Below are 13,142 nucleotides of genomic sequence, written 5' to 3' on the forward strand. Positions count from 1 at the left end.
CCGGCGATGACGACCAAGAGCTCCTCGCTGAACAAGGTCTTCGCCGACCTTCCCGTCACCATCTTCGAGGCGATGTCGCAGGCCGCGCGCGACAACAACGCCATCAATCTCGGCCAGGGCTTCCCTGACGATCCCGGCCCCGAGGACATCCGCCGCGCCGCCGCCGACGCCTCGCTCAACGGCTACAACCAGTATCCGTCGATGATGGGCATCCCGGAACTGCGCCAGGCGATCGCGACCCATTACGGCCACTGGCACGACCTCAAGCTCGATCCGATGAGCGAGGTGATGGTGACCTCCGGCGGCACCGAGGCGCTGACCTCGGCGATCCTGTCGGTGGTGCAGCCCGGCGACGAGGTGGTCTGCTTCCAGCCGGTCTATGATTCCTACCTGCCGATCATCCGCCAGGCCGGCGGCATTCCGCGGCTCGTACGTCTTGAGCCTCCGCATTGGCGGCTGAATGAGGACATGCTGAAAAGCGTCTTCAATTCAAAGACCAAGGCGGTGCTGTTCAACAATCCTCTGAATCCGTCCGCGGTGGTCTATCCACGCGAGGACCTTGAGCTGCTGGCGCGCTACTGCCAGGAGTTCGACGTCATCGCGATCTGCGACGAGGTCTGGGAGCACGTCACCTTCGACGAGCACAAGCACATCCCGCTGATTACCATCCCCGGCATGCGCGACCGCACCATCAAGGTCGGCTCGGCCGGCAAGATCTTCTCGCTGACCGGTTGGAAGATCGGCTTCGTCTGCGCCGCGCCGCCGCTGTTGCGCGTCGCGGCCAAGGTGCACCAGTTCCTGACCTTCACCACCGCGCCGAACCTGCAGGCCGCCGTTGCCTACGGCCTCGGCAAGCCGGACGAGTACTTCCTGTCGATGCGGAAGGATCTGACCCGGAGCAGGGACCGCCTGACCAAGGGGCTGGAGAGCCTCGGCTTCCCCGTGCTGAAGTCGCAGGGCACCTACTTCCTCACCGTCGACCTGTCGCCGCTCGGGCTCAACGAGAGCGATGCCGAGTTCTGCTGGCGCATCGTCAAGGACTACAAGGTCGCGGCGATCCCGGTCTCGGCGTTCTACGAGCAGGACCCCGTGACCTCGGTGGTCCGCTTCTGCTTCGCCAAGAAGGACCAGACGCTCGACACCGCGCTGGAGCGGCTGTCGGACGCGATACGCGGACGCAAGAGGTCAACCTGAGATGACGAACGTCAGCCGCTCCAGGCTTTGCCTTGGTTTTGCAATCGCCGCAGCGCTGACGTTGATGTCGCCTCCCGCAGGGGCCGAGGAGCGCGTCGTCAACTTCTACAACTGGTCGAACTACATGGCGCCCGACGTCCTCGAGGCCTTCACCAAGGAGACCGGCATCAAGGTGGTCTACGACACCTTCGACGCCAACGAGACGCTGGAGACGCGCCTGATGGCCGGCAAGTCCGGCTACGACGTCGTGGTGCCCACCGCCTATTTCCTGCAGCGCCAGATCAAGGCGAACATCTTCCAGAAGCTCGACAAGTCGAAGCTGCCGAACCTTAGCCATGCCTGGCCGATGGTGACCAAGAATCTTTCGACCTACGATCCCGGCAACGACTTTGCCGCGAACTACATGTGGGGCACGACGGGCATCGGCTACAACGTCGCCAAGCTGAAGCAGATCCTCGGACCCGACGCGAAGATCGACAGCTGGGACATCGTCTTCAAGCCGGAGAACCTGGCAAAATTCAAAGACTGCGGCGTGCACATGCTCGACTCCGCCGACGACATCTTTCCGGCGGCGCTGAACTATCTCGGGCTCGATCCGAACTCGACCAAGCAGGCCGACCTCGAAAAGGCCGCCGATGTCGTCGCAAAGGTCCGACCGTTCGTACGAAAATTTCACTCCTCCGAATATCTGAGCGCGCTCGCGACCGGCGAGATCTGCTTCGTGGTCGGCTGGTCCGGCGACATCATGCAGGCCCGCGCGCGCGCGGCGGAAGCCAAAAGCGGCGTCGAGATCGGCTACGCGATCCCGAAGGAGGGCGCGCAGATGTTCTTCGACAATCTCGCGATCCCCGCGGATGCCAAGAACGTCAAGGAAGCCTACGAGCTGATCAACTATCTCTATCGGCCCGACGTCGCCGCCAAGAACTCGGACTTCCTGTCCTACGCCAACGGCAATCTCGCCAGCCAGAAGCTGGTCGACCCGAAGATCCTGGGTGACAAGAACATCTATCCGGACGACACCACGCTCGCAAAGCTGTTCGTCATCACCGCCCGCGATCCCGCCACCCAGCGGATCATCAACCGGCTCTGGACCAAGGTGAAGACGGGGCGCTAGGCGTTGCGGCGACCGCTCCGCAACGCGATTCCGCAAAACAACCCCATGCACAGTAGAACCGCGGCGTGCGAGTTGCCGGTCATTTGACACGTCGGGCAAAACAGGAGCAGAACAATATCCTGCCGCCTGCCGAGCCCAGCACGATGATGTTCATTGTCGGCATTGCGGAAAGCTGATAACGCTGACGGCCTCGCGTGACTGGCGACATCGGATGGAGCACCATCGGGAAGCGCGGGGCATCTGCCGCTCGCCTGGGCGATTGGGGGCAACCCCGATCAAAATGCTTCATCTGGAGCTGCCCATGCTGACGTCAATCAAAATCACCGGACTTCAGACTTACGGCTATCACGGCCTGTTCGAGGAAGAGCGAACGCTCGGACAAAAGTTCAGTTTTGATATTTTTGCCGATCTGCAGGAGGTCCGGACCCACCTTAGCGACGATCTGGATTCGTCGGTGCGGTATGACGCCGTGGTGGATGAGGCGGTGCAGATCGCAGCGTCCGGCAAATTCCAGACCCTGGAAGCCCTCGGCGAGACGATCGCTGCAGGACTGCTGCGACGCTTCGACATGATGGATAGCGTGACGGTCGCCGTTGCGAAATCGTCGCCGCCGATTGCTCATGCGATCAACCAGGTCGGCGTCCAGGTCAGTCTTCGCCGCGCCGAGCTCGCCGGCGCCTGACGTTCCTCAGCAATCCAAGGTGGGCTTCCAGCCCGCGGTCTCATAAGACCCGGGCGGCGAGGCCCACTCACGCTATTACGTTCTCCGGATCTAAGCAAAAAGGCTCCGAACAATGCCTTCCTACCACGCGTAACGCACCATGCCCTTGCCGGCGTAGGAGCGCGTGACGCTGGAGAACTCGCCCTCGAAGCTTGCCGCCGCTGACCAGCCGTTGAGCCACTTCATCTCGGCAGAGGCGGTGGTGAGGGCGGAGTCGGCGGCTGGTCGTGCACCGCCGACGACGAAGCTCGTGCCGGGCAGCGCCTGGAACGTCGCGGCGACGGTGCGATCCGGATTGAAATCGTGCGCCCAGGCAGCGCGGCCGCGCAGCGTGAGGATGCCGTCCGGCAGGGCAAAGGATTTGTCGGTGCGCAAGCCAAGCTCACTGCGCGTGGCGGTCACGCTCTTGGCCGCGTAGGCGAGGGCGAAATTGTTGTTTCCGGAGACGACGGATTCCGCATACGCGGGCAGGTCGAACCTCGTGACCTGGCCTGCAGCATAGGGCGTGAGGCCAACGCCACTGGTCCAGGGTGCGATGAAGCGATAACCGCCCTCGATGCGGCCGCTCCACGCATTGGCGTTGAACTCGGCGCGCAGGCGATCGATGCCGGCGGCCGTCACGGTGCGATCGGTGGTGACATCCTGCCAGCCATAGGCGAGCGCGCCGGTGATGTAGGCCGCGCCCACATTGTGGCGCAGGAAGGCGCCGGCCTGGAACAGATCCGAGCGGCCCCCGCCGAGCCCGCTCACGTTGAAGCTGGTGCCGCCGCCGGCGAGCGCGAAGCCGACGATGGTGTTCGGCGAGATGCGGTAGTCGGCGCCGACGGCGGTGCCGTAGAGGCTGCTCGTTGTGTTGTTCGAGCCCAGCACTGCATTGCCGCTGGTGCTCTGCGAGCCGCCAAAGGCCGCGGCCCAGACGTTCCAGCGCTGATCGAAGGCAAGCTGCTCCGGGGCCTTGCGGGGTATGCTGGCAAACGCATCACGCGCATCGCCGCTGCGCGCGACGTCTGCGAGCGAGGCGCTTTCCTCTGCGAAGGGCACCGCGCTGGCGCCGCCGGTGCCGCCATCGCGCCCGGCTGCGAACGGATCGGTCAGCAATCCCATGAACTGGCTCATGGCGCCGAACGTGGTCTGCTGCGATCCCGTCGCGCCCTGGCCCGCAAGCTGGGTCAGGCCGTTTGTGGAGCGCGCGACAAAGGCTGCGTTGATGCCGCCATTGGCGTCGAAGAAGTTTTGCAGCGTGGTCGCGATCGTCTTCTGGTTGGTGTTGAGGTCGGTCCGGGTGCCATAGTCGAGCGCGAAATTCAGATAGGCATGGGTGGCATCATAGCTGAGGCTCGCAGCAAAACCGGCCGGTACGCCTGTTGCCGCGAGGCTGGTGAACGTCCCGGTTCGGCCGCCGCTCGCCGATACGATGGTATATTGCTTTTGAACCGTGCTGCCGGGCGCCACACTCACACCGACGCCGCCGTTGAGCGATGCCGTGCCGGAGACGTTGACCGACGTCGCCGCGTTCGTGTTGACCGTCACGAGATACAACGCGCCCGATTGGAAGGCGAGATTGCCCGCGACTGTCAACCGTGAGCCCGGCGTGCCGTTGCCGGCGAGCAGGATGCCGCCGCTGGCGATCAACGTATTGCCGACGGTGCCTGCGCCGGAGAGTGCACCGCCGGCGTTCACCGTGGTCTGGCTCGAGGATGCGATCGAGCCGTCGACCTGAAGCAGGCCACCGTTCACGACGGTGGTGCCGGTATAGGTGTTGGCGCCGGACAGCGTCAGCGTGCCGCTGCCAGTCTTCTCCAGATTGGCCGGACCCGCCGCGCCGCAGCCGCACGATGGGTCGGGATTGAGATTGGCGATCACGCCGCTGACCGTCGTCGAGAGGCTGTTGCTGCCGACCACTAGCGTGTTGCCGCCCCCGATGTAGTAGAAGCCGGAGCCGGCGATCGAGCCGGCCGTGATCCGGCCGTCGCCGTTCGTGCCGCTGCTCTGGCTGAAGTCGACATAGCCGGTGCCGTCGGCGATGAATTGCGCGTTGCCGCCGGTTGCATTGTTGTAGAAGCTTGTCGAGCCGCCGGAAGTGTTGGTGATGACGGCGTTGCCTGCAGTCGAAGAGAGCTGAAACCAGGTCGTGCCATCATCACTGTTCGTGATCGTCGCTCCGGCCGCCGACGACTGATCATTAAACACGGTGTTGCCACTGAAGGTGTTGATGATGGTGGCAGTCCCGGCATTGGTCGCCGCGTTAAACGCGGTGTAGCCATGGATGTTGTTGATCTTGGCGTTGCCGGCGCTGCTGGTATCGGTGCCCCCGAACGTGCCGAAGGTCACGCTGCCAGTGTAATTATCGTTGGTCGCGTTGCTGAAATAGTTGTTGATCGTGGCGTTCCCGGCGCTGCTCGCGTTAAGGAAGGAGACACCACCCTTGTTGGTGATGGTCATCGTGCCCGCGGTCGTCGTGCCGGAGAACTCCGTCTCGCTGTTATTGGCCAGAGCCGTGATCGCCGAGGTATCGGCGTTGCGGATATAGAAGTAGGCGTTGTTGGTGACCTGGCCGGTGATGGACGCGGTGTGGGTGGCATCGCCAAGCACCAGGTTCCCGAGGCTGATTGTGGTGCCACCTGTGTAGGTGTTGGCACCGAGGAACACCACTTGGCTGAAATTGAACGAAGTATCCGCGATTATCAGCTTGCCGGCGCCGGTGCCGTCGGTGATGTTGCCGGAGATCGTCAACGTCTTGCCTTTGGCGTCGAGGAGGCTGCCGCTGGTGGACTGATCGATTTTGAAATTGTTGGCGAAGGTCACGTCGCTTGTGCCGCTGGTCTGGATCCAGACGTTTTGCAAGGTGACCGTACCGGTGCCGAACGCGCTGCCGTTGGTCACCACCACCTTGCCGCTGGCAAAGTTGATGACGCCGACTATTGTGGTGCCGCCGGAATAGGTGTTGGTGCCGGACAGGATCACGTTCCCGTTGGTGGTCTTGAGCAGCAGGCTGCCCGATTGTCCTGCCGCGTCGGCGATGTTGCCGGAATAGGTGAGGGTGTATCCGTTGGAATCGATCGTGGCGCCGGTCGCGTTGATCTGCGTGGCATTGGCGATGGTGTAGTTGCCGCCGGCCTGCAGCGTGCCGCCGTCGAAGGTCAGCGTGCCCGTGCCGATCGCCGACGAGGTGATCGCGCCAGGCGTACCCACCGTATCGACGCCGATTTGCAGCACGCTGCTGCCGCCGGCGACCCCGCAGGCGGTGCCGCAGATCGTTGTGCCGCCGGTGTAGGTATTGGCGCCGGACAGCACCAGCGTGCCGCCGCCATCGAGCACGATATCGCCGGCGCCGCCGATCGGCCCGGACATCGTGTTGGTGTTGCCGGCCGGAACGGTGATGCTTTGAGCGAGGGCCGGCGTGGCCAGCAATGCAGCCATCAATACGATCGCGGCGAAGCCGATGTGCCGTCTACCACTCATAACGCACCATGCCCTTGCCGGTGTAGGTCTGCGTGCTCTGCGAGAACTCGCCCTCGACCATGCCTGCGAGCGACAGGCCATTGCGCCATTTCATCTCGGCGCGGCTGCCGACCAGCGCGGAGTCCGCAGCCGGCTGCGCGCCGCCGACGGTGAAGGCGGCGCCGGGCAGCGTCTGGAAGGCTGCATTGACGAAGCGGTTGGTGTTGGTGTCGTGGGCCCAGGCGAGGCGGCCGCGTAGCGTGAGCACGCCGTCGTTGACCAGGATACGCTGGTCGGTGCGGGCGCCGAGTTCGGTGCGGACATTGGTGGTGTCCTGCGAGGTGTAGGACAGTGCGAACTGGTTGCTGCCGACGAGCGCGGTCTCGCCGTAGCCGGGGAGATGGAAGGTTGTCGCCTGCACCGCCGCGTAGGGCGTGACGCCAAAGCTGGAGGCGGGGATCGGTGCGAAGCGCCGGCCGGTTTCGAGGCGGCCTGAGAAGGTGCTCGCCTTGAAGTTCGCGGTGAGCTTGTCCGTGCCTGACACCGTCACGGTGCGATCGGTGGTGACGTCCTGCCAGCCATAGGCGAAGGCCGCGGAAATGTAGGCCGGGCCGAAACTGTGGCGGGTATAGAGGCCGGCCTGGAACAGATCGGCGCGGCCGCTGCCGAGGTTGTCGGACAGCGAAAAATTGTAGCCGGCGCCGCCGAGCGCGAGGCCGAGCAGCGTGTTTGGAGAGACGCGATAATCGGCGCCGACCACGGTGCCGTAGATGCGGCTGGTGGTGGTGCTCGACCCTGATGCCGCGTTGCCGTTCAGCGTGCTGGCGCCGCCATAGCCGGAGGCCCACACGCCCCAGCGGCGGTCGATGACATCTGCGCTCGCCTCGCGCGGCGTCACCGCGGCATAGGCCTCGCGCACCCTGGTGTCGCGCGGGCTTGTGGCGGCGTAGCCCAGCGTCCCGCCGTCACCGGCCGCGCCGCGCTCGCCGTCGGTGCCGCCGCCAAGCGGATCGAGCATGTTGACGAACTGCTGCGCCGCGCTGAACGCGCCCTGCGTGCTGGCCGCGCCGGGCTGGCCGGAGACCTGGCCGAGCGCGTGGTTGAGCTGCGGGTTGCCCATGTTGAGCAGCGCGTCGAAGCCGGCCGGCGGCGTTGCGCCGCCCTCGACCGCCTTGTTGATGGCGCCAGCGACGCTGCTCTGGTTGGCGCCCGTGCCTGCCGGCAGCACGATCGTGCCGGGATCGAGCACGAGATAGACGTTGTTGGCGTCGTAAGTCAGGTGCGGGTTGCGCGCGCCGGGGGAGAAGCTGCTGCTGGTGATCCCGGCGAACTGCGTGCCGCCGAACCCGCCGGTCGCGTTCAGGATGGTGTAGGTCTGCGCGCGGAAGCTGCCGGCCAAGGCGATCGCCTGCACGATGGCGCCCGTGAGTGTCGCCGTCCCCGTGACATTGGTGCGATCGGCGGCTGTCGGCGAGGCCTCTATTTGGTAGAAGCTGCCCGCCGTGAACGTCAGGTTGCCGCTCACCGTCAGCGTGCCGATGGAGTTGCCGGGCGCAAGCGCGCCGCCGCTTGCAATCATGGTGTTGCCGACGATGCCGGTGCCGCCGAGCGCGCCGCCGCTGTTCACGGTGACGCCGCTCGACGCCGTGATATCGCCGTTCACCGCCAGCGTGCCGCCATCGATCGTTGTCGCGCCGGTGTAGGTGTTGACGCCCGACAGGGTCTGCCGCCCCGTACCGACCTTCACCAGTGAGGCGCCGGTGCCGCCGCCCGATCCGCCGTCAGCGAGCACGCCGGTGACATTGGCCGACAGATTGTCGCTGCCAATCGTCAACTGCTTGCCGCCAAGCTCGAACGTACCGCTTCCGGCGAGCGAGCCGGCGGTGAGCTTGTTGTCGCCATTGGGGCCGGTGCTCATCGAGAGGTCGAAGACGGCGCTGGATGTGGCGTTGGAGAGCTGCGCGTTGCCGGGCGTCGAATTGCCGTCGAACAGCACATTGCCGCTGTTGGTGATGACGGCGTTGCCGGCCGTGGCATTGCCGCTGAACACCAGCGTGCCTGCGGAAACCGTGGCGCCGGAAAAAGTTTCCGCGCCGGTCAGGGTCAGCGTGCCGGCGCCGGACTTGGTCAGCCTGCCGCCGCTGAGATCCTGGCTGAGCACGAAATTGTTGGTTGCGTCCGCAATGTCGAATGTGCCGCCGCCGGCGCCCAGATTGATGCTGCGTGCGGTGGTGTTGAATGTCGTGCCTGATATTTGGAGGGTGCCGCCGTTGAAGGTCAGGCCGCCCGCGAGGTCGCCGAGATTGGCGTCCGAGGCGACGCTGACCGTTCCGCCGGCAAAGGTGGTGCCACCGGTATAAGTGTTGGCGCCCGTTAGCGTCAGCGTGCCGGTGCCGATCTTCACCAGCGAGCCGCCGACGCCGCCGAAGTTGCCACCGTCCACGATCACGCCGCTGACGGTGGTCGACAGATTGTTTCCGCCGACCGTCAGCGCATTGGCGCCGAGGTAGAAGGTGCCGTTGCCGGCGATCGAGCCGGCGCTGAGCTTGTTGTCGCCGTTCGGGCCGGAGCTGCCGGAAAAATCGAACACGGCGTTCGGGTCGTTGTTGATGAGCTGCGCATTGCCCGCGGTCGCGTTGCCCGCGAAATAAGTGTTTCCGACGGAACCGAAGAGCCCGTTGCCGTTGTTGGTGATGACGGCATTGCCGGCCGTGCTGGTGCCGTCGAAGAATATATTATAGGCGTTGTTGATGGTCGCGCTGCTCGCCGTGCTGGCGCCATAAAAAAACATCGCGAAATTATTGGTAATGGTTGCGCTTGCTGCGGTACTCGAGGCGCTGAAGGTCAACACGCCGTTGTTGGTAATGGCTGCGTTTCCCGCCGTGCTGGTTTGGTTGAAATCGATTGAGTTGGTGTTGGTGATGCCAGCATGACCGGCCGTGCTCGAACCGTAGAAGTAGAACTGCCCGCCGTTGTTGATCGTCGCGCTGCCAGCGGTGCTGGTGTCGTAGAATAACGCGCTGTTGGTGCTTGCAAGGGTGATGGTGGCGCTGCCGGCCGTGCTGGTGCCGTGGAAACTCAACGAGCCGGCATAGCCGTTGAGGCTGATGGTGGCGCTGCCAGCCGTGCTCGAATTGTAGAAGCCGATGATGGTGCGGTCGCCGCCGGTGATGCTGGCGTTTCCGGCCGTGCTCGAGTCGTAGAAGCCGATCTGGCCATAGGTGTTGTTGGTGATGGCGGCACTGCCCGCCGTGCTCGTGCCGTAGAATATCAAGCTGCCGCTGTTGGTGATGGTGGCGCTGCCGGCCGTGCCGGTGTCGCGGAAAGACGTAAGGCCGTTGTTGGTGATGCCAGCGCTGCCCGCCGTGCTCGAGTTGTTGAAGGCCAGGATGTTGTTGTTGGTGATGCTGGCACTGTCAGCCGTGCTGCGGTCGTAGAAGTTGACGGTGCCGGTGTTCGCGATGCTGGCCGAGCCAGCGCTGTTTGCGTTTTGGAAGATCGTGGTTCCGTCGTTGGAGATGCCAGTGATGCCGCTGGTGTCTGCGTTGACGACGCTAAACCTGCCGCTGGCGCCAACGTTGACGGTCCCCACAATGGCGCCGACGCCGCTGGCACTGCCGAGCTGTAACGTGCCGCCATTGATCGTGGTGCCGCCGGTATAGGTGTTCGCTCCCGACAGCGTCAGCGTGCCGGTGCCGGTCTTCACCAGTGAACCGCCGGTCGCGCCCGCCGCGGAGCAGGTCGGGCTCGTGCCGCAGTCGCTGATCACGCCGCTCACTTCGGTGCTCTGATTGTTGCCGCCGACAGTGAGCTCGCGTGCGCCCAGAAAGAAATTGCCCGCGCCCGCAATCGAGCCGGCGCTGAGCTTGCCGTCCCCGGCAGGGCCCGTGGATGCGGAAAAATCGACGGTGCCGGCAGTGTTGATGATGGCAGCGTTGCCGGCCGTGCTGGTGCCGGAGAAACTCAGATGGCTGTTCGTATTGTTGATGATGGTCGCGTCACCAGCCGTGCTGGCGCCGGAAAAATTCATGCCACCGTTGTTGGTGATGGTCGCGCTGCCCGCTGTACTGCTGTCCTTGAAGGACAGGTGCATGTTGTTGGTGATGGTGGCGCTGCCCGCCGAGCTCGTGTTGTTGAAGAACAGCCACCCTCCATCATCGCCATTGTAATTGACGGTGATGTGGGCGTTGCCAGCCGTGCTGGCGTCGTAGAAATTCACGCTGCCGTAGGTCGTGATGGTCGAGGTGCCCGCCGTGCTGGTGTTATAGAAATTCACCGCGCTGGTGGCATTGTCGTTGTTGATGGTGGCGCCGCCGGCCGAGCTGGCGTTGAGGAAATTGATGCTTCCGTCGACGGCGTTGATGGTGGCGCTGCCGCCATTGATGACGATGCCGGCGCCGTTGAAATTCAGGATCTGGCCGTTGGCGAAGGTGTAATTTCCGGCCCCGGCGTTGAACGTCCAGCCGCCGACGTCGGTCGTGTTGGCTTGGTCATTGGATGGAATCGAGAGGCTGGTGGTGCTCGACGCGCCGAAGAAGGCGGTGCCCGATGGCACCGTGCCGGAGCTCCAGTTGGTGCCGCGGTCATATTTGTTGGTGCCGGGCGAGGCGAGCCAGGTTGCATCCTGCGCGCGGGCAGGGGTGGCCGGCAGCGTCCACGCCAAGGCCAGCGCCGACGATGTCAGCAGCGCGGCCCGCAGGCGGCGGGTCGCTTTGAAACAATCTTTCCCCGTCCTCACCACGTCCCCCGGCACTCGCGAGTCCTCGACGGGATTCATCGCACTGGGGTGGGAGTGGTGTCCTGATAAGGGGTTGGCTCATTTCTGAAGCTTTCTGATATTTACGTTTCAGGGAGACTTTTCGGGCTTTTTCGACACAGTTGCCCTATCCGCCACGGCCTCCGCCGCGAGCGATGGCCCGGCCGCAATCGCGGGCTGCACCTCGGCATGAGCCGCGCTCACCTCGGCCTCGGTCTCGACCTCCGCCGCCAGCAGGTAGCCGCCGCCGGAGGCGAGCTTGATCAGCTGCCGCCGCTCGTCGCCGAGCGCGGTGCGAAGCTCGCGAATGCACTGGAACAGGCTGTCCTCGCCGACATGCACGTTCGGCCAGACCGCCTCCATCAGCTCCTGCTTGCTCAGCACCCGGCCGCCGCTGGTCGCGAACAACCGCAGCATCTCGAAGGTCTTGGGCCGGAGCTTGATTGCAACGCCATCGGCTGAGCACAGCTCCGCGCGCTGCTGATCCAGCTTGAAGCCGGCGAAACGAAGCAACTGATCCCCCCAAGCCTCTCTCTGGCCGGCGCGGCACCGGCACGGCGCTCTGTCTTCAATCTGCGCAACCCGGCCGTGATCGGCGCTGTGGCCGCGTTCTGCGTCATCATCATCGGGCTCGCGGTCGCAGCCCCGGTGCTGAAGCCCGATTTCCTGTTCAAGCGCACGCCGCCGCGGATCGCCGTGACGGCCATCGTTGACGAGAGCAACGATCCGCGCGGAGCGACGATGGCGGCTGACGCCACCGGCCGCCTCACCGATGGCTTTGCCAAGATCCAGAACATCAGCGTGGTCGCGCCGCGCGCGACGGCGGGTGTCGAGAGCGCAAATGCGGTGACCGCAGCGCCCGACTACGAGATTCGCGGCGAGCTGCAGCGCGGCGATCAGTCCTGGACCTTGCGGGCCCGCATCCTCAAGACCGGCAGCGGCGAGGTTCAGGCGGTCGCCGCCGCGTCGGTCAGCGGCGAGGAGGCGGATGCACAAATCCAGCAGTCGCGGCTCGTCGCCGGCGTCGGGCATGTGCTGGCGCGCCGCCTCAACGAGTTGCTGGAGCCCAGCGCCACACCGTCCGCAAACCGGAAAGCATCCACGGGCGGCGACAGGGTCGCGGTCGAGCAGGCGCTCGCCTCGATCAACCAGACCACGCGCGAGCGCTTCGGTGCGGCGCAGACCATGCTGCAGAAGGCGCTGGACGAAGACCCTGACAATGTCGATCTCGCCGTCGCGCTGGCCTCGCTGCAGATGCGCGGCATCCAGATGGTGTGGTTCAGCCCGGACGAAGCCGCGACCGTCGAGACGAAGGCCAATGCGACGCTCGAGCGCGCGTTGCGGGCCAAGCCGAATTCGATTCCCGTGCTCGAGGCCACTTGCCGCTTCCTCAGCGCGACCAATCATTTCGTCGAAAGTCTCGTCACCTGCGCCAAGGCCTTGAGCTTCGATCCGTGGGACGGCTCCGCGCTGTATCTGGTCGGCCTCGGGCAGATGTTTCTCGGCCGCTTCGACGATGCGCTCGCAACGTTCCGGCAAGCCGATCGCTACGATACGCCGCCGGCCTCACGCTGGACCTGGCTGCTCGGCGCGGGCGTGACCAATCTTCTGATGGAGCGCAACGAGGACGCGGTGTCCTGGCTGCAACGCTCGATCGCCATCACGCCGGCGACCGGCCGCTCGCACTTGATCCTCGCCGCCGCCTATCAGAGAACGGGCCGGGTCGCAGAGGCGAGGGCGGCGATCGAGGAGGGGCTGAGGCTGCGCCCCGGTACGACCAAGCTCAGCGTTTGGCCGCCGAGGAAGAACATGAGTCCCATCTATGTCGTCGCGGGCGATCGGCTCGTTCAGTCCATGGTCGACGCAGGATTGCCGGAGCAGTAGGGGCGCGTTGGTCGTCATGCCCGGGCCTGTCC

At 64.8% G+C, this 13,142-nt stretch carries 7 protein-coding genes and 1 riboswitch; of the genes, 4 read left to right on the forward strand and 3 right to left on the reverse strand.

The genetic code is table 11. The annotated features are described in order from the left end of the window. Nucleotides 1–6: 6 nt before the first annotated feature. From NLM32_RS20525 to folB, 3 genes are all read left to right on the forward strand, one after another. On the forward strand, nucleotides 7–1,194 hold the full coding sequence (locus tag NLM32_RS20525; RefSeq protein ID WP_254130715.1) for an aminotransferase: 1,188 nt from the start codon (nucleotides 7–9) through the stop codon (nucleotides 1,192–1,194). A 1-nt stretch (nucleotide 1,195) separates the two neighbouring features. Beyond that, on the forward strand, nucleotides 1,196–2,308 hold the full coding sequence (locus NLM32_RS20530) for a polyamine ABC transporter substrate-binding protein (protein WP_254130716.1): 1,113 nt from the start codon (nucleotides 1,196–1,198) through the stop codon (nucleotides 2,306–2,308). 184 nt (nucleotides 2,309–2,492) lie between these two features. Beyond that, nucleotides 2,493–2,572, forward strand: a riboswitch (ZMP/ZTP riboswitch). A gap of 37 nt (nucleotides 2,573–2,609) precedes the next feature. Next, nucleotides 2,610–2,990 carry a dihydroneopterin aldolase gene (folB, locus tag NLM32_RS20535; protein ID WP_254130717.1) on the forward strand — a complete coding sequence of 127 codons (381 nt, stop codon included), beginning with the start codon at nucleotides 2,610–2,612 and terminating at the stop codon, nucleotides 2,988–2,990. Between the two features lie 120 nt (nucleotides 2,991–3,110). Here folB and NLM32_RS20540 read toward each other — a convergent pair whose 3' ends face one another. From NLM32_RS20540 to NLM32_RS20550, 3 genes are all read right to left on the reverse strand, one after another. Next, a complete protein-coding gene (locus NLM32_RS20540) occupies nucleotides 3,111–6,449 on the reverse strand; it encodes an autotransporter domain-containing protein (RefSeq protein WP_254130718.1) in 3,339 nt (1,112 codons plus the stop codon). A 31-nt stretch (nucleotides 6,450–6,480) separates the two neighbouring features. Next, entirely contained in the window at nucleotides 6,481–11,208 is a 4,728-nt protein-coding gene (locus NLM32_RS20545; protein ID WP_254130719.1) for an autotransporter domain-containing protein, read from the reverse strand. A 108-nt stretch (nucleotides 11,209–11,316) separates the two neighbouring features. Continuing rightward, a complete protein-coding gene (locus tag NLM32_RS20550; RefSeq protein WP_254130720.1) occupies nucleotides 11,317–11,739 on the reverse strand; it encodes a winged helix-turn-helix domain-containing protein in 423 nt (140 codons plus the stop codon). A 75-nt stretch (nucleotides 11,740–11,814) separates the two neighbouring features. Between NLM32_RS20550 and NLM32_RS46130 the strand changes: the two genes are divergently transcribed. Beyond that, nucleotides 11,815–13,110 (forward strand): lipopolysaccharide assembly protein LapB, encoded by a 1,296-nt coding sequence (locus NLM32_RS46130; protein WP_254130721.1) that lies wholly within the window; start codon nucleotides 11,815–11,817, stop codon nucleotides 13,108–13,110. The last annotated feature ends 32 nt before the right edge of the window (nucleotides 13,111–13,142 follow it).

The sequence above is a fragment of the Bradyrhizobium sp. CCGUVB14 genome (assembly GCF_024199935.1).
Classification (GTDB): Bacteria; Pseudomonadota; Alphaproteobacteria; order Rhizobiales; family Xanthobacteraceae; genus Bradyrhizobium.

What these genes read in the sequence shown, in the direction of transcription:
- NLM32_RS20525 (WP_254130715.1), top strand. Translation starts at nt 7, where the DNA reads ATGACGACCAAGAGCTCCTCGCTGAACAAGGTCTTCGCCGACCTTCCC.
- NLM32_RS20530 (WP_254130716.1), top strand. Translation starts at nt 1,196, where the DNA reads ATGACGAACGTCAGCCGCTCCAGGCTTTGCCTTGGTTTTGCAATCGCC.
- folB (WP_254130717.1), top strand. Translation starts at nt 2,610, where the DNA reads ATGCTGACGTCAATCAAAATCACCGGACTTCAGACTTACGGCTATCAC.
- NLM32_RS20540 (WP_254130718.1), bottom strand. Translation starts at nt 6,449, where the DNA reads ATGGCTGCATTGCTGGCCACGCCGGCCCTCGCTCAAAGCATCACCGTT.